General features: G+C 66.3%; 15 protein-coding genes. 10 read left to right on the top strand and 5 right to left on the bottom strand.

Going from position 1 to position 19625, the window contains the following annotated elements:
• Positions 1–81: 81 nt before the first annotated feature.
• The gene (locus QE360_RS09860; protein ID WP_309701172.1) at positions 82–1518 is read left to right on the top strand and encodes a S41 family peptidase; all 1437 of its coding nucleotides are present in this window, start codon (positions 82–84) and stop codon (positions 1516–1518) included.
• A gap of 61 nt (positions 1519–1579) precedes the next feature.
• Here the strand turns inward: QE360_RS09860 and QE360_RS09855 are convergent, their stop codons facing one another.
• The gene (locus QE360_RS09855; RefSeq protein ID WP_309701170.1) at positions 1580–2404 is read right to left on the bottom strand and encodes a phosphoheptose isomerase; all 825 of its coding nucleotides are present in this window, start codon (positions 2402–2404) and stop codon (positions 1580–1582) included.
• A 180-nt stretch (positions 2405–2584) separates the two neighbouring features.
• On the opposite strand from QE360_RS09855, the gene QE360_RS09850 reads away from it, so the two are divergent.
• From QE360_RS09850 to QE360_RS09820, 7 genes are all read left to right on the top strand, one after another.
• On the top strand, positions 2585–3520 hold the full coding sequence (locus tag QE360_RS09850; protein WP_307100473.1) for an outer membrane protein assembly factor BamD: 936 nt from the start codon (positions 2585–2587) through the stop codon (positions 3518–3520).
• Between the two features lie 216 nt (positions 3521–3736).
• A complete protein-coding gene (recN, locus tag QE360_RS09845; RefSeq protein WP_309701167.1) occupies positions 3737–5401 on the top strand; it encodes a DNA repair protein RecN in 1665 nt (554 codons plus the stop codon).
• 138 nt (positions 5402–5539) lie between these two features.
• On the top strand, positions 5540–5668 hold the full coding sequence (locus tag QE360_RS09840; protein WP_309701165.1) for a hypothetical protein: 129 nt from the start codon (positions 5540–5542) through the stop codon (positions 5666–5668).
• 92 nt (positions 5669–5760) lie between these two features.
• On the top strand, positions 5761–7893 hold the full coding sequence (ligA, locus tag QE360_RS09835; RefSeq protein WP_309701163.1) for an NAD-dependent DNA ligase LigA: 2133 nt from the start codon (positions 5761–5763) through the stop codon (positions 7891–7893).
• 329 nt (positions 7894–8222) lie between these two features.
• Positions 8223–10976, top strand: a complete 2754-nt coding sequence (locus tag QE360_RS09830) for a TonB-dependent receptor domain-containing protein (protein WP_309701161.1) — start codon at positions 8223–8225, stop codon at positions 10974–10976.
• 127 nt (positions 10977–11103) lie between these two features.
• Positions 11104–12243 carry a histidine kinase gene (locus QE360_RS09825; RefSeq protein WP_309701159.1) on the top strand — a complete coding sequence of 380 codons (1140 nt, stop codon included), beginning with the start codon at positions 11104–11106 and terminating at the stop codon, positions 12241–12243.
• The gene (locus tag QE360_RS09820; RefSeq protein ID WP_307100485.1) at positions 12240–13037 is read left to right on the top strand and encodes a LytTR family DNA-binding domain-containing protein; all 798 of its coding nucleotides are present in this window, start codon (positions 12240–12242) and stop codon (positions 13035–13037) included. Before QE360_RS09825 ends, QE360_RS09820 begins: the two co-directional genes overlap by 4 nt.
• A gap of 231 nt (positions 13038–13268) precedes the next feature.
• On the opposite strand, the gene queE is transcribed toward QE360_RS09820, so the two are convergent.
• The 3 genes from queE to QE360_RS09805 form a co-directional block, all read right to left on the bottom strand.
• A complete protein-coding gene (queE, locus tag QE360_RS09815; RefSeq protein ID WP_309701157.1) occupies positions 13269–13901 on the bottom strand; it encodes a 7-carboxy-7-deazaguanine synthase in 633 nt (210 codons plus the stop codon).
• Between the two features lie 4 nt (positions 13902–13905).
• Positions 13906–14601: a 7-cyano-7-deazaguanine synthase QueC gene (queC, locus tag QE360_RS09810; RefSeq protein ID WP_309701154.1), complete on the bottom strand. Its 696-nt coding sequence runs from the start codon at positions 14599–14601 to the stop codon at positions 13906–13908.
• 234 nt (positions 14602–14835) lie between these two features.
• Positions 14836–15687 (bottom strand): ABC transporter permease, encoded by an 852-nt coding sequence (locus QE360_RS09805; protein WP_309701153.1) that lies wholly within the window; start codon positions 15685–15687, stop codon positions 14836–14838.
• Between the two features lie 87 nt (positions 15688–15774).
• On the opposite strand from QE360_RS09805, the gene QE360_RS09800 reads away from it, so the two are divergent.
• Complete coding sequence (locus tag QE360_RS09800) at positions 15775–16422, top strand: GcrA family cell cycle regulator (protein ID WP_309701150.1); 648 nt, start codon at positions 15775–15777, stop codon at positions 16420–16422.
• A gap of 191 nt (positions 16423–16613) precedes the next feature.
• Here the strand turns inward: QE360_RS09800 and QE360_RS09795 are convergent, their stop codons facing one another.
• Positions 16614–17474 carry a hypothetical protein gene (locus QE360_RS09795; protein WP_309701148.1) on the bottom strand — a complete coding sequence of 287 codons (861 nt, stop codon included), beginning with the start codon at positions 17472–17474 and terminating at the stop codon, positions 16614–16616.
• Between the two features lie 150 nt (positions 17475–17624).
• On the opposite strand from QE360_RS09795, the gene parE reads away from it, so the two are divergent.
• On the top strand, positions 17625–19604 hold the full coding sequence (gene parE / locus QE360_RS09790; RefSeq protein ID WP_309701146.1) for a DNA topoisomerase IV subunit B: 1980 nt from the start codon (positions 17625–17627) through the stop codon (positions 19602–19604).
• Positions 19605–19625: the final 21 nt, after the last annotated feature.

Raw genomic sequence — 19625 nt, 5'->3', positions numbered from 1 at the left:
TGTTCATCAACGCGACAGATCGTTCCTGACACAGTTATGGCCATGGGCTATCCAGTCCAGACCAACAGGGTGGGACATTTCATGACGCGATTCGGACGTTTGGGCACGATGCTGGCCCTGGCCGCGACGCTGGCGGGCTGTGGCGGCGATGGCGGGTCGAACACGATCACCCCTTCGGGCGGGGGCGGCTCGGGGGGCGGCACCGCGACGAACGGCTGCTCGCTGCGCAACCGGCAGAACTGGGTCGCGGCGCAGATGAACGAATGGTATCTCTTCCCCGAGACGCTGCCCGCCAGCCTCGACCCGACCCCCTATTCCACCGTCAGCGACTATATCGACGCGCTGACCGCGACCGCACGGGCGCAGCGCAAGGATCGCTATTTCACCTACATTACCTCCATCAAGGAGGAAGATGCCTATTATAATTCGGGTGCGGATGCGGGCTTCGGCTTCCGCCTGACCGCCGACGCCTCGCAGACCAGGCTGATGGTCGCCGAATCGTTCGAAAGCGGCGCCGCGCTGGCCGCCGGTATCGATCGCGGGACCGAGATTCGCGGCATCGGCACCACGACCGCCAATATCCAGTCGATCGCCGACATCGTTCGCGCCGATCCGAACAACGGCCTGTCCAACGCACTCGGACCCGATACGGCGGGCACGACCCGCGTGCTCCAGGTCGCCGACACGTCGGGCAATGTCCGCACCGTCACGCTGACCAAGTCGGCCTTCACGCTCCAGCCGGTGTCGCCCAATTACGGCACCCAGGTCATCGTCGAGAACGGCCAGCGTTACGGCTATATCAATCTGCGCACCTTCATCAGCACCGCCGATCCGCAGCTGCGCGCCGCCTTCGCCACCTTCAAGCAGCAGGGCATCACCCAGGTCGTCGTCGACCTGCGCTATAATGGCGGCGGTGCGATCACCATTGCCGACCTGTTCAACAATCTGCTCGGCGGCAATCGCCAGACGTCGGACGTGATGGGCTATACCGCCTTCCGCGCCAGCAAGGCGTCGAACAACACCACCACCTATTTCGCGCCCCAGGCCGAATCGATCGTGCCGACCCGGCTCGCCTTCATCGGCACGGGCGGCACCGCCTCGGCCAGCGAATTGGTGGTGAACCGCACCCTGCCCTATATGGGGTCCAATAGCGGGCTGATCGGCGCCAACACCTATGGCAAGCCGGTGGGGCAGATCGCGCTCGACAAGAGCGAGTGCGACGACCGGCTGCGCGTCATCGCCATCTCGATCCAGAACGCCAATCAGCAGGGCGGCTATTATAACGGCCTGGCCAGTGTCGTGCCCGCCAGTTGCAAGGCGGGCGACGACCTGACCCGCAAGATGGGCGACCCGCAGGAAGCCTCGACCCGCGCCGCGCTGGACTTCCTCCAGGGCAAGACCTGCACTCCGATCAGCGCCTCGACCGCGACGGCGCAATCGCTGTCGGGCGGCGCGCGCAAGCTGCTCCAGCCCGAACGCCCCTCGGTCGCGCAGCGCGACGTGCCGGGCCTGTTCTGATACGAAAACGCCCCTCCGGCCATAAGGCGGGAGGGGCGCTTTTCCGTCCGGAACCTCCGGCTTACAGCCGCTGCGTCCCCGCATAAGCGAACAGCGCATCGCCGTCGCCCGACAGCGTCACCGTCTCGGCGCCGGTGACGGTCAGGCACTGGCCCGCCCGGAACGCGACGCCCGCGACTTCGCCCGATCCGGTGATCGGGATCAGCCAGGCCGTCCGCCCCTCGGGCAGCGCCACGGCGTGCTCGCCCGCCGCCCAGCGCTCCAGCACGAATTTCGGCCCTTCGACCAGGATATCGCGCCCCTCGCCCGCCGGCCCCGGCGAGACGATCGGCTTATAGGGGGTCAGATGCGCGACATCGACCCCGTCCTCCAGATGCAGCTCGCGGTCGCTGCCATAGTCGTAGAGGCGGTAGGTGGTCTCGCTATTCTGCTGCACCTCGATCACGGTCAGCCCGGCGCCGATCGCATGGATGGTGCCCGAGGGCGCGTAATAGAAATCGCCCTCCTTGACCGGCACCCAGTCGAGATCGGCCTCGACCGAGCCGTCGCGGGCGTCGGCGCGCAGCTGTTCCTTGGTCATCGGCGCCTTGGGGCCCAGCGCGATGGTCGAATCGGGCTCGGCGGTCAGGATCGTCCAGCATTCGTCCTTGCCGCGCGGCAGGCCACGGGCATGGGCCTGTTCGTCGTCGGGATGGACCTGGACCGACAGCTTCTCGCTGGTGAACAGATATTTGATGAGCAGGTCGGGCGAAGTGTCGCCCGGCGCCTGGAACCAGACCTCGCCGATCGGCGCGCCGTCGGCGGGCGCATCCTCGAAGCCGGGATACAGGGTATGGCGGCCCCAGGGCTTTTCGACGCGGTGGGTATGGAGCAGCGTGGCGGGCATGGGTCTATCTTCCTTCCGATCGGGCGACGGGAAAACCGTCGGCGCCATGGGCCGTTCCGCCCTGTCCCGCCCATGCCGCGACCCATATGTCGATGGCAAGCCGCGTCGTTTCGCATCCGTCGCAGACGCATGTGCGGAAGGACTGTTCCCCGCCGTCCGGCTGCGCTAAGGACATGCGCGATGCGTAACCCCCGTTCCCGTGCGCTGTCGCTGGCGCTCATCGCCGCTCTGGCCCTTCCGATCGCGGGTTGCGCCCGCAACCGTACCCGCACCGACCTGCCTTATGTCGCGCGCGACGTCGGCACGCTCTATACCGCCGCCAAGAACCGGCTGGATCAGGGCCGCTACAAGGAGGCCGCGCTGCTGTTCGACGAGGTGGAGCGTCAGCACCCCTATTCGATCTGGGCCCGCCGCGCGCAGCTGATGAGCGCGTTCAGCTATTATCTGGGCCGCGACTATACCCAGTCGATCCAGTCGGCGCAGCGTTTCATCTCGGTCCATCCCGGCAATCGCGACGCGCCCTATGCCTATTATCTGATCGCGCTCGGCTATTACGAGCAGATCCAGGACGTCACCCGCGACCAGAAGATCACCCGCCAGGCGCTCGACGCGCTGGGCGAGCTGATGCGCCGCTATCCCAATTCGCGCTACGCCGCCGATGCGCGGCTGAAGGTCGATCTGGTCAACGATCACCTGGCGGGCAAGGAAATGGAGATCGGCCGCTTCTACGAGGACCGCCACCAGTGGCTGGCCGCGTCGATGCGCTTCCGCACCGTGGTCGACAAGTACCAGACGACCAGCCACACGCCCGAGGCGCTGCTGCGGCTGACCGAGACCTATCTGGCGCTGGGCGTGCGTCCCGAGGCGGAACGCGCCGCCGCGGTGCTTGGCGCCAATTATCCGGGCAGCGACTGGTATAACCGCGCCTACAAGCTGATGCGCGAATATCCGGTCGAGACGATCCCGCCGATCCAGCCGGGCCAGCCCGTGGTGCCGCAGGGCACGCCGGGTTCGGTCAATGTCACCCTGCCGGGCAGCGCGGGCAACGCCACCCCCAGCGCCGCCGCACCGGGCCGCCCGACCCCGACGGGCAACAACAGCTCGCCGACCGGCTAAGCCCCTTTTCCTCCCCTGCAAGGGGAGGTGGCAGGTCGCGGGCCTGACGGGAGGGGTGTCGCGCGCTCGACAGGGCGACACCCCTTCGCCAGCTTCGCTGGTCCCCTTCTCTTGCAGGGAAGGAAGGCCATGTATCGCGCCCCACCCGAACAAATCGGGATCATTTTCGCGCAGGGGGGATAACATCGCGCGGCATTTGGCTTTATATCGCGCCCCATGCTGACCGCGCTGTCCATCCGTGATGTCGTGCTGATCGAGGCGCTCGACCTCGATTTCGGCCAAGGCCTGGGCGTCCTGACGGGCGAGACGGGCGCCGGCAAATCCATCCTGCTCGACGCGCTGGGCCTGGCCCTTGGCGGGCGCGGCGACAGCGGCCTTGTCCGCCATGGCGCGGGCCAGGCGATCGTCACCGCCAGCTTCGAGCCCCCCGCCCCCGACAGCCGCCTCGCCACGATCCTCGACGATGCGGGCATCGCGGTCGAGCCGGGCGAACCGCTGATCGTCCGCCGTCAGGTCAAGGCCGATGGCGGCAGCCGGGGCTTCGTCAACAGCCAGCCCGCCTCCGCCGCGCTGCTGCGCGAGATCGCGCCCTTCCTGGTCGAGATCCACGGCCAGCATGACGATCGCGGACTGCTGAACCCGCGCGGCCACCGGATGATGCTCGACAGTTTCGGGCGGATCGACACCGGCGCGGTCGCCGCCGCCTGGACGAAGCTGCGCGAGGCGGAGACCGCGCTGGCCACCGCGCGCGAGGAGATCGAGACGGCGGCGCGCGACCGCGAATGGCTGGAACATGCGGTCGCCGAACTCACCAAGCTTGCCCCCGAACCGGGCGAGGAGGAATCGCTGGCCGACCGGCGGCGCACCATGCAGCGTTCGGAAAAGATCGCGGGCGAATTGTCCGCGATCGAGGACCATTTGCAGGGCTCCGACGGCGCGCTGGCGGGACTTCGCCAGGCGGCCCGCGTGCTGGAGCGGATCGGCGAGGATCACCCCGCGCTGGCCGAGGCGCTGGCCGCCATCGACCGCGCGGTGATCGAGGCGTCGCTGGCCGAGGAGCGGCTGGCCGATGCGCATCGCGAACTCGCCTATGATCCCCGCGCGCTGGAGGAGGACGAGGCCCGGCTGTTCGAACTGCGCGGTATGGCGCGCAAACACCGGGTCCAGCCCGACGACCTGGCCGAACTGACCGAGCAGCTGCGCGGGCGGCTGGAGCGGCTGGATGCGGGCGAAGAGGGGATCGGTCGGCTGGAGGCCGCCGTCGCGACCGCGCGCGCGTCCTATGACAAGGCCGCGGCCCAGATTTCCAAGGCACGCACCGCCGCCGCCGAACGGCTGGATCAGGCGGTGAAGAGCGAACTCGCCCCGCTCAAACTGGACGCCGCGCGGTTCCGCACCGTGGTCGCCACCGTCGAGCCGTCCGGCTGGTCGGCAGCGGGCAAGGACCGGGTCGAGTTCGAGATCTCGACCAACCCCGGCGCGCCCTTCGCCCCGCTGATGAAGATCGCCAGCGGCGGCGAATTGTCGCGCTTCATCCTGGCGCTGAAGGTCGCGCTGGCCGAGGAAGGCGGCGCGACGACGATGATCTTCGACGAGATCGATCGCGGCGTCGGCGGCGCGGTCGCCTCCGCGATCGGCGACCGGCTGCACCGGCTGGCGCGGCGGACCCAGTTGCTGGTCGTGACCCACAGCCCGCAGGTGGCGGCGCGCGGCGCGGCGCATCTGCTGATCGCCAAGAGCCATGACGGCACCGTCACCCGCACCGGGGTCCGCGCCCTGAGCGAAGCGGAACGGCGCGAGGAGATTGCCCGGATGCTGTCGGGCGCGACGATCACCGACGAAGCCCGCGCCCAGGCCGACCGACTGCTCGAAACGCTGTAGGGCGACGCCAATTCGATTTTATATTTGATGTCGATCAGTTATGAAGGCGATGCGTTCGATCCTTGCGCACGCCTTGAACGGACTCATCGCATGCCTGTCCCTTTGCCTTTGACGCCCGCTCCGCCCAGTGCAAACGATATGACGGCATTGGTGGCGGGAATGCGTTCCTGCCTGGCGCTGGCGGATCGACTCGACCTGCCGATGGTCGGCATCCATCTGGAACAGGGCCGGTCATGGCTGATCGCCCATGGCTATGACGAGGCATAGCGCCATCCCCGGGATACGCCCGTTCCCCGCGACCCCGGACTGACGTCATCTCGGTCTTGATCCCCCGGCGGGGGGTGGACTAGCACGGCGGCGTGACTGCCCTCCCCGCCCTGCCGCAAACCGATCTCGAAGCCGCCGCCGATCTGGAGGCGCTCGCCCGCGAAATCGCGCATCATAACCGCCTCTATCACACCGAGGACGCGCCCGATATTTCGGACGCCGACTATGACGCGCTGGTCCGCCGCAACGCCGCGATCGAGGCGGCCTTCCCCCATCTGGTCCGCAGCGACTCGCCCAGCGTCCAGGTCGGAGCCGCCCCCGCCGCGCATCTGGCCAAGGTCGCGCATGCCCGGCCGATGACCAGCCTCGACAATGCCTTCACCGACGAGGAGGTCGAGGAGTTTGTCGGCCGCGTCCGCCGCTATCTGAAGCTGCCCGAGGACGAGCACGTCACGCTGACCGCCGAGCCCAAGATCGACGGCCTGTCCTGTTCGCTGCGCTATGTCGACGGACGGCTGGTCCAGGCACTGACCCGCGGCGACGGCGCGATCGGCGAGGACGTGACCGAGAATGTCCGCACCATCGCCGACATACCCCAGACCATTCCCGCGCCGGGCGTGTTCGAGGTGCGCGGCGAAGTCTATATGAGCAAGGCCGATTTCGCCGCGCTCAACGCCAAGCTGGCGCAGGAGGCGGCCGAGACGGGCAAGGAGGCGCGCCAGTTCGCCAATCCGCGCAACGCCGCCGCCGGTTCGCTGCGCCAGAAGAACCCCGCGATCACGGCGGGCCGACCCTTGCGCTTCCTGGCCCATGGCTGGGGCGAGGCGAGCGAGGTCGCGGTCGACAGCCAGTTCGACATGGTCGAGACCTGGCGCGGCTGGGGCTTTCCCATCGCCGACGCCTTTGCCCGCGTGCCCGATGCCGCCGCCGCGCTGGCCATCTATCGCACGATCGAGGCGCAGCGCGCCGACCTGCCCTTCGATATCGATGGCGTGGTCTATAAGGTCGACCGGCTCGACTGGCAGGCGCGGCTCGGCATCGTCGGGCGCACCCCCCGCTGGGCGATCGCGCACAAATTCCCCGCCGAGCGCGCGCAGACCACGCTGGAGCGGATCGACATCCAGGTCGGCCGCACCGGCGCGCTGACCCCGGTCGCGCGGCTGGAGCCGGTGACGGTCGGCGGCGTGGTGGTGACCAATGCGACGCTGCACAATGCCGACGAGATCGAACGGCTGGGGGTGCGCCCCGGCGACCGAGTCGTCCTGCAACGCGCGGGCGACGTCATCCCGCAGATCGTCGAGAACCTGACCCGCGACGTGGCCCGCGAGCCCTTCGTCTTCCCCGATCACTGCCCCGAATGCGGCAGTCTGGCGACTCGCGAGGAGGGCGAGGTCGTCATCCGCTGCACCGGCGGGCTGATCTGCCCGGCGCAGCGCGTCGAACGCCTGATCCATTTCGTGTCGCGCCATGCCTTCGACATCACCGGGCTGGGCCTGGTCCGCGTCGAGGAGTTCTTCCGCGACGGCCTGATCGCCTCGCCCGCCGACATCTTCCGGCTGCACCGGCACCGCGAGGCGCTGGTCGCGCGCGAGCGCATGTCCGAACTGGTGGTCGACAAGCTGCTGGCGGCGATCGACGCGCGGCGCGACATATCGCTCGACCGTTTCCTCTTCGCGCTGGGCATCCGCCATGTCGGCGAGATCACCGCGCGCGATCTGGCACGGCGTTTCGTGTCGATGGCGGGCTTCCGCGCGATGATCGACGCCGCGCTTCAGGTCCGCGCCGAGACGGTGCCCGCGCTGGGCGAGCCCGACCGCAAGTTCGAGCTGCGCCGCCAGCGCGCCATCGTCGCCGCGATCGACACGCCCCAGATCGGCCCCGAAGTCGCCGATGCGCTGCTCGACTTCTTCGCCGAGGAGCATAACCGCGCGGTCGTCGACGACCTGCTGGGCGAGGTGACGCCCGCCGACACCGTTCACCAGACCCGCGAGTCGGAGGTCACCGGCAAGACGCTGGTCTTCACCGGCACGCTCGAAAGCCTGTCGCGCGACGAGGCCAAGGCGCAGGCGGAGGCGCTGGGCGCGCGCGTCTCGGGATCGGTCTCGGCCAAGACCGACCTGGTCATCGCCGGGCCGGGCGCCGGATCGAAGCTGAAAAAGGCGCAGGACCTGGGCATCCGGGTGATCGACGAAGCCGCCTGGAACGACTTGGTCGCATCCAGCTGACCCTGCGCGACGCCGCCGCCGAATCATGACGGCGGCGTCACCTTCGCAACGACGGTCGAGCGCCCTTATCGGTCCTTGCGTGTCGCCACCGACCGCGCCGCCGGAACCTGGCAAACCGGAAAATTGCCGCGATCCGAATGCGATGTCGCTGTGATCGCTCCCATTACCGTTGCCAAACTGCAACGCCCGGCAATTGAGTGATCCCCCCCCTGTCGTAAGCGTGAACTTTGTCACATAACGGCAATGTTCGTCAGTCAGGGGCACGCTCAACCGAGCCGGAAAACACGGCCGGACCGCGCCGCTTCGCGCGAAAAGGGGACCTTTTATCTATGCGTAATTCGCTTTTCCTGGGCGCGGCCATCGTCGCGCTCGCCATTCCTGCGGCGGCCGCCGCGCAGTCGACGGGCTCGGTCGATGCTGAGGACGTCGTCGTCACCGGCAGCCGCAACGACAGCGTAGGCGGCGTGAAGACGGTCGACACCACCCGCAACAAGGCGGTCCTGACCCAGCAGTTCATCAGCCGTCAGACGCCGGGCCAGAGCGTCAATGAGATCATCAACAACCTGCCGGGCGTCAGCTTCCAGAACAACGATCCCTTCGGATCGGCGGGTGGTACGCTGACGATTCGTGGCTTTGATTCGACCCGCATCAGCCAGACCTTCGACGGCATACCGCTGAACGACACCGGCAACTATGCAATCTATTCCAACCAGCAGTTGGACCCCGAGCTGATCGAGCAGGTCAACGTCAATCTCGGCACCACCGACGTCGACTCGCCGACCGCCGCCGCGACCGGTTCGACCGTCAACTATCGCAGCCTGATGCCCTCTGACACGTTCGGCGCGCGCATGGTCGGATCAGTCGGCGACTACAGCTTCTTCCGCGTTTTCGGCATGGTCAACACGGGCGTCTTCACGCCGTGGGGCACCAAGGCCTGGATTGCGGGCAGCAGCGCGACGAACAACGTCGTGTTCAACAATTACGGCAAGATCGCCAAGCAGCAGTATAACGCGAAGGTCTATCAGCCGATCGGCAGCAACGGCGACTTCATCGCTGTGTCGGGCCATTACAATCAGAACCGCAACAACTTCTTCGGTTCGGCTCCGCTGCGTGAAGACACCAACGTGTTCACCTCGACCGGCGGCAGCGGTCCAAATGCCGCTGCCCCGACGCTGGTGACCGGTGCTGTCCGCACGGCTGGCACGGGTTCGAGCAACCGCTTCCCCAACAGCCGCGATGAACTGCCGTACAACGTCGCGCGCTGCCAGATCGACACGCCGCAAGCAGGTGTGAACGACGTTCCGAACAGCTGCGGCACCAGCTTCGACGAGCGCTACAACCCCTCGAACACCGCCAATATCCGCATCAACTCGCGTTTCACGCTGGCTGACAACCTGATCCTGTCGGCGGATCCCTATTATCAGTATACCAAGGCCAATGGCGGCGGCACCGTGCGCGGCCAGGAAGGTGGCTTTGTCCGCAACGGCGTCACTTATTACGGCTTCATCAACAACAACTACTATTTCGGCCGTGATCTGAATGGCGACGGGGATGTGCTGGATCGCACGTCGACCACCGGCACGACCACCACGAACGGCGGCGTCACCCTGCTGGCTCCCAGCCAGACCGTCACCCATCGTTACGGCCTGATCTCGTCGCTCCGCTACGATTTCGCGCCTGGTCAGACTTTCCGTGTCGCCTACACGCATGAATATGCTCGTCATCGCCAGACCGGCGAACTGGGCTATCTCCAGTTGAATGGTCAGCCATTCGACGTTTTCCCGATCAACAACCCCATCCTCGCAGCCAATGGCTTTGCGGTACAGAAGCGTGATCGCCAGTCGTTCGCGATCCTGGATCAGGTTTCGGGTGAATACACCGGCAAGTTTCTCGACGACGCGCTGACGCTGCAGGCTGGCGTCCGCGCTCCGTGGTTCAAGCGCGACTTGAACAACTTCTGCTTCGTCACTTCGGGCGGCGGCAATGTTGACTGTCTGGGTCGGGGCAATGATGCAGCCAATGCTGCCTATGCCGCGCAGAACCCCTATTCGTACAACGCCGCCACCAATACGGTGACCGGCTATGCCGTGCCGCAGCAGCGTGTCCTGAAGTACAACCGCGTTCTTCCAAGCGCGGGCTTCACCTATCGCTTCGACGGCAGCGCCTCGGTCTTCGGTAACTACTCGCGCGGTTTTCAGGTCCCGGGTACGGACAATCTGTACCAGACGATCTATTATCCCGCGAACACCGAAGCGGCCAACCCGAAGCCCGAATTTTCGGATAACTTCGACCTCGGCGCGCGCTACACCACCAACCGCCTTCAGGCGCAGGTCGGCCTGTGGTACACCAAGTTCAGCAACCGTCTGGCCTCGGCCTATGATGTCGACACCCAGCAGACCATCTATCGCAACCTGGGCCGTGTCGACAAATACGGCATCGACGGTTCGATCGCCTATCGCCCGATCAACGAACTGCTGTTCTACGTCTTCGGTTCGTACATGAAGTCGGAGATCAAGAACGACGTCGTGCTCGGTCGCTGCCCAACCACGCTGACCGCAGCAAATACCACGACCAACTGCACCACCGCGGGAGCGCCGACCTACGCCTTGACCGCTGGCAAGCGGGAATCGGGTGCGCCCGTCTACACGCTGGGCGGTCGCGTCCAGGCCACACTCGGCCCGGTGGACCTGGGCGTCCAGGCCAAGCGGACCGGCCGTCGTTATCTGAACGACCAGAACCTGCCGCAGTTCGCCTGCACGGTCGCATTGATCAACAATGTCTGCCCGACCGTCTCCAACGTGCCCGCGTCGTTCACCGGCACGCGCGGTATCCAGTACCAGACCTATGGTGCCTATGCGCCAGGTTACACGACCGTCGATCTGGACGCGCGTATCTCGCTGGGCTGGACCGGCATTGGCACCGACAAGACCTACATCCAGCTGAACCTGCAGAACGTGTTCAACACCTTCTATGTCGGCGGCATGGGTCAGGCCGGTCAGACGGCGAACGTCGTGTCGTCGCTGCCCTTCGTCCAGATTGGTTCGCCCCGCGCACTGATCGTGTCGCTCAACACGCAGTTCTAAGTTCCGACCCGGCTTTTAAGTCGGACTGGATTTCGGGCCGCCCCTCCTCCGGGAAGGGCGGCCCTTTCTTTTGCCCCTGCCCCAATCTTTGCCCTTCGCCTGTGGTCCGTGTAGATGTCGCCCGGCCATGGCCACCCATTCGCCCGTCGCGACCAGCACCGTTTCGCCCGCCGCCGCCGACCAATTGTCGGTGCGGCCGTTTTTCGAGAACAAGGCGCGCGCCTTCTGGATACTCCAGGCGGTCGGCTGGTCCGGCTATCTGGTCCAGCGTTCGGTGGTCGGCGTCTCCAACGGCTTTTCGCTGGAGAAGATCATCCCGGTGATCATCGAGGCGATCCTGGGCTATTGCATCACGCTGCTGCTCTCGACCCTTTATGGCTATTACCGGCGGCTGCCGCGCATCGCGGGGGTGTTCCTGACGCTGGCGACGCTGGCGGCCGCGACCTTCCTTTATGCCGCGCTCAACGCCTTTTCCTTCTCGTTCATCACCACGACCCAGCCGGGGGTCACCGTCTCGCTGCTGATCGGCAACCTGTTCATCACCTTCGAGGTGCTGGCGGGCTGGTCGGCGCTCTATTTCGCGATCAACTATTATCTGATCGTCGAGCACCAGATCGACGAGATGCGTGCGCTGGAGCATCAGGCGTCCTCGGCGCAGTTGGCGATGCTGCGCTACCAATTGAACCCGCATTTCCTGTTCAACACGCTCAATTCCATCTCGACGCTGGTGCTGCTCAAGCAGACCGAGCGGGCGAATGCGATGTTAAGCCGGCTGTCAGCCTTCCTCCGCTACACGCTGGCCAATGAGCCCACGGCGCATGTGACCGTGGCGCAAGAGGTTGAAACGCTGAAACTCTATCTGGAAATTGAGAAGATGCGCTTTGAGGATCGCCTGCGCCCGAGTTTCGAGATCGACCCGCGGGCCGAACGTGCCCGGCTGCCCTCGCTGCTGCTGCAACCGCTGGTCGAGAACGCTATCAAATATGCCGTCACCCCGCAGGAAGAAGGCGCCGATATCCGCGTCGATGTGCGACTGGTCGGGCAACGGGTGCGGATCGCCGTATCCGATACCGGTCCCGGCTTGCACGAGGTGCGTCATTCCTCAAGCGTTTCGACCGGCGTTGGGCTGTCCAATATCCGCGAACGGCTGGCCCAGGCTTATGGCCCGGATCACCGCTTCGAATCCCGCTCCGCGCCGGCTGGCGGATTCTCGGTCGAGATCGAGATCCCCTTCCAGCTTGAGAATGTGAACAGAGAGGCCGCATGACCATCCGTACCATCCTCGTCGACGACGAGCCCCTGGCGATCCAGGGACTGGAGATCCGTCTCCAGGCGCACGAAGACGTCGAGATCATCGAGCGCTGCTCGAACGGGCGCGAAGCGATCCGCGCGATCAAGACGCACAAGCCCGACCTCGTCTTCCTCGACATCCAGATGCCCGGTTTCGACGGTTTCTCGGTGATCCAGGGGCTGATGGAGGTCGAACCGCCCTTGTTCGTCTTCGTCACCGCCTATTCCGACCATGCCCTGCGTGCCTTTGAGGCGCAGGCGGTCGACTATCTGATGAAGCCGGTCGAGGAGGCGCGGCTCGCCGACACGCTCGACCGCGTGCGCCAGCGGCTGAACGAGAAGCGCGGCGCTGGCGAGGTCGAGAAGCTGAAGGAAGTGCTCGCCGAGCATGCTCCCGAAGCGGTCGCCGACCTGAACGAAGGCGGCGAGGTCGCCGCCAGCCGCTTCGAGAAGCTCATCAACATCAAGGATCGCGGCCAGATCTTCCGCGTCGATGTCGACACGATCGAGATGATCGAGGCGGCGGGCGATTACATGGTGATCAACACCGGCGACAATTCGCTGGTCCTGCGCGAGACGATGAAGGACCTGGAGAAGCGACTCGACCCCCGCCGGTTCCAGCGGGTGCACCGCTCGACCATCGTCAACCTGGACCTGGTCAAGCAGGTGAAGCCGCACACCAATGGCGAATGCTTCCTGCTGCTCGAGTCGGGCGCGCAGGTGAAGGTCTCGCGCAGCTACCGCGACGTGGTGGCGCGGTTCGTTCACTGATCGTAACCCTCTACCTCCGTTCGCACTGAGCGAAGTCGAAGTGCACGTTCCGCGTTGGGTTGCTGTCGGGCGTGGCCTTCGACTTCGCTCAGGCTGAACGGAGGGTGGGACTTATCGGCAGAGCCGTTCAGGCTGAGCCCTTCGACGGGCTGGCAAGCCAGCCGCTCAGGATGAACTTCGGCACTTCGCGCTGAAGTCGAAGCGCACGTCCCAACGCCAGCCAAACAGCCCCTACCGCAACCCCAGCATCTTGTGCGTCTGGAGCGTCAACCGCCAGCGCGGTCGCTCCATGACCATGGCGATGCACGCCTCGCGATTCGCCTCCGCGCGCGGATCGTCGAGCGGCTGGAGCAGATGGTTGGCAAAGTCCCAGCCTTCGACCTCCGCCGGGTCGATCCCCGCCTGGGGCCAGACCAGCTTCAATTCCTGCCCCGAACGCTGGACGACCTGGGACCCCGCCTTGGGGCTGATGCACACCCAGTCGATGCCCGGATGCGCCGCGATCGTCCCATTGCTCTCGATCGCGATGAAGAACCCCGCCGCATGCAGCGCCTCGACCAGCGCGTCGTCGACCTGAAGCATCGGCTCGCCCCCGGTCAGCACGACGAAGCGCTGGTCGCGGGTCGTGCCCCAGAAACCCTCGACCGCCGCGACCAGCGCCGCCGCATCGGCGAAGCGCCCGCCGCCCAGGCCGTCGACCCCGACGAAATCGGTGTCGCAGAATCGGCAGATCGCGCTCGCCCGGTCCTGCTCGCGCCCCGACCACAGGTTGCACCCGGCAAAGCGCACGAACACCGCGCGCCGCCCCGCCTGCACCCCCTCGCCCTGGAGCGTCAGGAACATCTCCTTGACGGCATAGCTCATGGCCTCAGCCCTGCGGCTTGACCGCATAGGCGGTGGGATCGGGAATGCCCGCTTCCTCGAAGCCGCGCGAACGCAGGCGGCAGCTGTCGCACTCGCCGCAATGCAGCCCCTCGGGCGTCGGGTCGTAGCAGGACCAGCTGATCCCCATGTCGACGCCCAGCCGCGTACCCTCGCGCACGATGTCCGCCTTGGTCATGTGCTGGAGCGGCGCGTGGATCTTGAACGGCTGGCCCTCGACGCCCGCCTTGGTGGCGATCTCGGCCAGCCCCTCGAAGGCGGCGATGAATTCGGGGCGGCAATCGGGATAGCCCGAATAGTCGAGCGCATTGACCCCGATGAACAGGTCGCGCGCGCCTGCCGCCTCGGCCCAGCCCAAAGCCAGGCTGAGGAAGATGGTGTTGCGCGCCGGGACATAGGTGATGGGAATGCCCGGCTGCACCCCGTCCTTGGGCACGTCGATATCGGCGGTCAGCGCCGACCCGCCGAATGCCGACAGGTCGAGCGGCAGGACGATATGCCGCTCGGCCCCCAGCGCCTCGGCGACGCGCGCGGCGGCGGCCAGTTCGACCTTGTGCCGCTGGTTGTAATCCACCGACAATGCGAGGATGCGATAGCCTGCGGCCTTGGCCGAGGCGGCGGAAATCATCGAGTCCAGCCCGCCCGAAACGAGCACGACCGCCATGGGAGCAGAAGATGTCATGATGGGGTCCTCCGCTACGCCCATTGGCGCGCGCTTGCAATGCCGCTTGGATTACGGAGCGCGAAAGGCCGGGACCGCCTGGCCCGACCCCCGAGGGGCATCGATGGCGCAGGCGGTCCCGCTAAGGACCTGAACCGGGCATGCTGATGACCCGGCCAAGAGGAGGTTCCGCTGCTGGAGCAGAGAGGCAGGGATAGCGGCTCTATGGTGAAAAAGCGGTTAAGCCGCAGGGACTTAATTTTTAAGCTTCCAGCCTTTGCGCAACAGCACATAGCATAGCACCGCCATCGCGACGTCGATGCCCAGCACGATCGCGCCGCCCAGCGTCACCGGCGAATCGGCCAGCCCCAGAAAGCCGTAGCGGAAGCCCGAGATCACATAGAAGAAGGGGTTGGCATGGCTGATCGCACGGAACGCCGGGGCCAGGCCATCGACCGAATAGAAGGTGCCCGACAGCAGCGACAGCGGCACGACCACGAAATTGGTGACGGCGGCGGCATGGTCGAACTTCTCCGCCCAGATCGAGGTCAGCACGCCCAGCAGCGCCAGGAACACCGAACCCAGCAGGCCGAACCACAGCACCGCGAAAAAGGCGTGCGGCGTCACATGGACGCCCGGCCAGATCGCCATCGCCGCCCAGACGGTCACCCCGACCAGCACCGCGCGCGTCACCGCGCCGCCGACCAGCGCGGCCAGCAACTCGGCGGTGGACAGCGGCGGCATCAGATAGTCGACGATCGTGCCCTGGATCTTGCCGACCAGCAGCGAGAAGCTGGCATTGGCGAAGGCATTGTTCATCATCCCCATGACGATCAGGCCCGGCGCGATGAAATCGGCGAACGGCACCTGCATCCCCGCCACCGGCACGGCATGACGCCCGCCCAGCGCGGTGGTGAAAATGATGAGATAAAGCAGGGTCGTGACCGACGGCGCCCAGATCGTCTGGAGCTGCACCTTGAAGAACCGGCGCACCTCCTTGATATAGAGGGTTCGCAGGCCTCCCCAGTTGATGTTCCGGATCACGGGCTCACCAGGGGCGGCGCGCACCGCCGAGTGGATTTCACCGATTGGGGGCTGGCTGCTCATCGCCATAGCGCGTAACCGTTGCCGTGGCCGCCCGCAACCCGGTACAATGACTGGCCGGTGCGATGATGAAGTGAGGAAAGGTTTCGAATGTCGTGGACCGATGAGCGGATCGATACGCTCAGGACGATGTGGGAGGCGGGACAGACCGCCAGCCAGATCGCTGAAGCATTGGGCGGGGTCAGCCGCAACGCGGTGATCGGCAAGGCGCATCGCCTGGGCCTTCAGGCGCGTCCGTCGCCGGTAAAGGCCAACGAGCCCGCCGCCCCGGTGGCCGAGGCGCCCGAGCCGGTCCCGGCCGCTCCGCCGCCCGCCCCGGAGCCCGAGCCCGAACCCGTGCGCGCCGAACCGGCCGCCCCTGCCGCGCCCGAACCCGCCGCCGAACCGACGCGCGAGCCGCAGCCGATCCTGCGCTCGGTCGGCCCCGGCGGCTTCGTCCGCCAGTCGCCCGGCGAGCAGCAGCCCCCGCCCTCGCCCGCCCCGCCGCGTCGCCTGGTCCCCGCCAAGCCGAGCGCCGAGATTGCGGGCAAGACCTCGCTGCTCGACCTGAACGACCGCATCTGCAAATGGCCGATCGGCCATCCGGGTGAGCCGGACTTCCACTTCTGCGGCGAAAAGGTGAATCCGGGCTTCCCCTATTGCGTCGAGCATTGCGGCCACGCCTATCAGGCGCAGTTGCCCCGCCGCGACCGTCGCCCGCCGCCGCCGCTGCCCTTTGGCGGCCCGCGCGTCCGCTGATCCGGGATCGATGAGAAAAGCCCGCCGGTCGGAATGACCGGCGGGCTTTTTCTTGTTTGGGGGCTCTCTTATAGCCTTCGACTTGGCTCAGGCTGAGCGGAAGTTGCGATTACGCCAAGCCCTCCGTTCGCACTGAGCGAAGTCGAAGTGCACGCCCCGCCGCTTTCTCGAGCGACAGGGCGCCCCCATCATCAGAAGCGGAACGCCGCCGTCGCGCGCAGCGAGTGCCAGCGGAACTTGTCGTCCGACCGGCGGATGTCGGTGCCCGCCGTATTGGGCGCCAGCACGAACGGATTGGTCGCGAGCGCCGATCCCTGGGTCACGCGGACGCGGGTCTCGTCGTCGTTATACTGGTGGTACATATATTCCATGCCGATCGAGAAGTTGCGGCCGATCTTCTGCTCGATGCCGCCACCACCAAGGAAGCCGAACCGGTTGCGGTCGCCGCTGATCGCAAAGGCGTTGGCGGTGTTGGACGTGGTGAAGGTGCGGTTGATCCGCGCATAGCCGCCACCGAACGTGCCGTAGAACAGCGTGTTGTTCGCCGCATAGCCCGCGCGTCCGCGAACCGAGGCTTCCCAGTCGATGCTGCGGGTGAAGGTGTACCAGGCGGGCGTGGTCGAGAAACCCGAGACGCTGTCGGTGATCTCCGACTTGCCGAACTCGCCGACCGCGCCATAGACGATGTTGCCGACCTGATGGTCGATGCCGACCCGGCCATAATAGGCGATGCCGTCCTTGTCGTTGTTGCATCCGGTCGCCGCATTCTGGGGCGACAGCGCGCTGCGTGCCGCACCGTTGCAGAAGCCCGGCGAGAAGGCGTTGGCGCCGGTCGAGGTCGTCACGACATCGCCGAACCGGCCGTCGCCGTTGCGATCGAACAACAGGCGCGAGCCGACATCATTGGGCTGCACGTCGTAACCGAAGCTGCCGCCGACATAGACGCCCGAAAACGGAGCGGCATCGTCCCCCGTCGCATAGCTGTCCTGCGCCATCGCAGGCGCGGCGAACAAGGCCGAGGCCGCGACGCCCGCCATCCAAAACTTCACCATAAATTCTCCCATGTCCCTTGGCTAAGGTTCCGGGGGAACGGACGGACGCGACCGAAATATCCCGCGACTTAACGTAAGCAAAGTTTTGTCGCATTTGCGCGGTGCAGGCGGCGCTGGCGCACCGGCCTTACAGCCCCTATAGTTCCCGTTATGTCCAATGACCTGTTCGCGGGCACGCCCCGCACCCAGCCCGCCTATGACGCCTCCTCGATCGAGGTGCTGGAAGGGCTGGAGCCGGTGCGCCGCCGCCCCGGCATGTATATCGGCGGCACCGACGAACGCGCGCTGCACCACCTGGCCGCCGAGGTCCTCGACAATGCGATGGACGAGGCGGTGGCGGGCCATGCCACCCGGATCGAGGTCAAGCTGGAGCCGGGCAACCGCCTGACCATCGTCGACAATGGTCGCGGCATCCCGGTCGACCCGCACCCCAAATTCCCCGACAAGTCGGCGCTGGAGGTGATCCTGTCGACGCTGCATTCGGGCGGCAAGTTCACCGGCAAGGCCTATGCGACCTCGGGCGGCCTGCACGGCGTCGGCGTGTCGGTGGTCAATGCGCTGTCCTCGGACACGGTGGTCGAGGTCGCGCGCGAGCGGATCCTCTATCGCCAGCGTTTCGCGCGCGGCGCGACGCTGGGGCCGCTGGAGACGGTGGGGGCCGCCCCCAACCGGCGCGGGACCAGCGTCGCCTTTACCCCCGATACCGAGATTTTCGGCCCCGAACTCGCCTTCAAGCCCGCCCGGCTGCACAAGCTGGTCCGCTCCAAGGCCTATCTGTTCGCGGGCGTCGAGATTCGCTGGCACTGTTCGCCCGCGCTGATTACCGACGATACGCCCGCCGAGGCGGTGTTCCAGTTCCCCGGCGGCCTGGCCGATCACCTGAAGGAACAGCTGGGCGGGCGCGAATGCGCCACCGCTGATTTCTTCTCCGGGAACCAGGAGTTTCCGGGCGAACAGGGCCGCGTCGAATGGGCGGTCGCCTGGCCGCTGTGGAGCGACGGCAGCTATAGCTGGTATTGCAACACCATCCCGACCCCCGATGGCGGCACCCATGAACAGGGCCTGCGCCAGGCGCTGGTCCGGGGCCTGCGCGCGTTCGGCGAGCTGGTGAACCAGAAAAAGGCCAAGGACATCACCGCCGACGACGTCATGGTCGGCTCCGAGCTGATGCTGTCGGTCTTCATCCGCGAACCGCAATTCCAGAGCCAGACCAAGGACCGGCTGACCAGTCCCGAGGCCGCCGGGCTGGTCGAAAAGGCGGTGCGCGACCATTTCGACCATTATCTCTCCGCCAATATGGAGCGCGGCAAGGCGCTGCTCGGCTATGTGCTCGACCGGATGGACGAACGGCTGCGCCGCAAGGCCGAGCGTGAGGTCAAGCGCAAGACCGCGACCTCGGCGCGCAAGCTGCGCCTGCCCGGCAAGCTGACCGACTGCGCCGCCGACAGCCCCGAGGGGACCGAGCTGTTCATCGTCGAGGGCGACTCGGCGGGCGGCTCGGCCAAGCAGGCGCGCGACCGCAAGACCCAGGCGATCCTGCCGATCCGCGGCAAGATCCTGAACGTCGCCAGCGCCACCTCGACCAAGATCCTGCAGAATCAGGAGATTGCCGACCTGACGCTGGCCATGGGCTGCGGCACGCGCAAGGATTGCGACCCGACCCAGCTGCGCTACGAAAAGATCGTCATCATGACCGACGCCGATGTCGACGGCGCGCATATCGCCACGCTGTTGATGACCTTCTTCTTCCAGGAAATGCCCGATCTGGTGCGGCGCGGACATCTCTATCTGGCGCAACCGCCGCTCTATCGCCTGACGGTCGGGGCCAAGTCGCTCTATGCGCGCGACGACGCCCACCGTGCCGAGCTGGAACGCACCGCGTTCAAGGGCAAGAAGGTCGACGTCGCCCGCTTCAAGGGCCTGGGCGAGATGAACCCCGGCCAGCTGCGCGAGACCACGATGGACCCGGCGACCCGCAGCCTGATCCGCATCACCCTGCCCCAGGAATATGAGGAACGGGCGGGCGTGAAGGACCTGGTCGACCGGCTGATGGGCAACAACCCGGCGCACCGCTTCGCCTTCATCCAGGAGAATGCGGCACGACTGGACGAAGAGGTGATCGACGCCTGACGCGATGACGGGAGCGGTGTT

Source organism: Sphingomonas sp. SORGH_AS_0789, assembly GCF_031453055.1.
Classification (GTDB): domain Bacteria; phylum Pseudomonadota; class Alphaproteobacteria; order Sphingomonadales; family Sphingomonadaceae; genus Sphingomonas.
The sequence above is the reverse complement of the archived record's forward strand: the minus strand, read 5'-3'. Positions and strand labels throughout refer to the sequence as shown.

Excerpts from the sequence above, each read along its gene's own strand:
- QE360_RS09860 (WP_309701172.1), top strand. The coding sequence starts at position 82 with ATGACGCGATTCGGACGTTTGGGCACGATGCTGGCCCTGGCCGCGACG.
- QE360_RS09855 (WP_309701170.1), bottom strand. The coding sequence starts at position 2,404 with ATGCCCGCCACGCTGCTCCATACCCACCGCGTCGAAAAGCCCTGGGGC.
- QE360_RS09850 (WP_307100473.1), top strand. The coding sequence starts at position 2,585 with ATGCGTAACCCCCGTTCCCGTGCGCTGTCGCTGGCGCTCATCGCCGCT.
- recN (WP_309701167.1), top strand. The coding sequence starts at position 3,737 with ATGCTGACCGCGCTGTCCATCCGTGATGTCGTGCTGATCGAGGCGCTC.
- QE360_RS09840 (WP_309701165.1), top strand. The coding sequence starts at position 5,540 with ATGACGGCATTGGTGGCGGGAATGCGTTCCTGCCTGGCGCTGGCGGAT.
- QE360_RS09830 (WP_309701161.1), top strand. The coding sequence starts at position 8,223 with ATGCGTAATTCGCTTTTCCTGGGCGCGGCCATCGTCGCGCTCGCCATT.
- QE360_RS09825 (WP_309701159.1), top strand. The coding sequence starts at position 11,104 with ATGGCCACCCATTCGCCCGTCGCGACCAGCACCGTTTCGCCCGCCGCC.
- QE360_RS09820 (WP_307100485.1), top strand. The coding sequence starts at position 12,240 with ATGACCATCCGTACCATCCTCGTCGACGACGAGCCCCTGGCGATCCAG.
- queE (WP_309701157.1), bottom strand. The coding sequence starts at position 13,901 with ATGAGCTATGCCGTCAAGGAGATGTTCCTGACGCTCCAGGGCGAGGGG.
- queC (WP_309701154.1), bottom strand. The coding sequence starts at position 14,601 with ATGACATCTTCTGCTCCCATGGCGGTCGTGCTCGTTTCGGGCGGGCTG.
- QE360_RS09805 (WP_309701153.1), bottom strand. The coding sequence starts at position 15,687 with ATGAGCAGCCAGCCCCCAATCGGTGAAATCCACTCGGCGGTGCGCGCC.
- QE360_RS09800 (WP_309701150.1), top strand. The coding sequence starts at position 15,775 with ATGTCGTGGACCGATGAGCGGATCGATACGCTCAGGACGATGTGGGAG.
- QE360_RS09795 (WP_309701148.1), bottom strand. The coding sequence starts at position 17,474 with ATGGTGAAGTTTTGGATGGCGGGCGTCGCGGCCTCGGCCTTGTTCGCC.
- parE (WP_309701146.1), top strand. The coding sequence starts at position 17,625 with ATGTCCAATGACCTGTTCGCGGGCACGCCCCGCACCCAGCCCGCCTAT.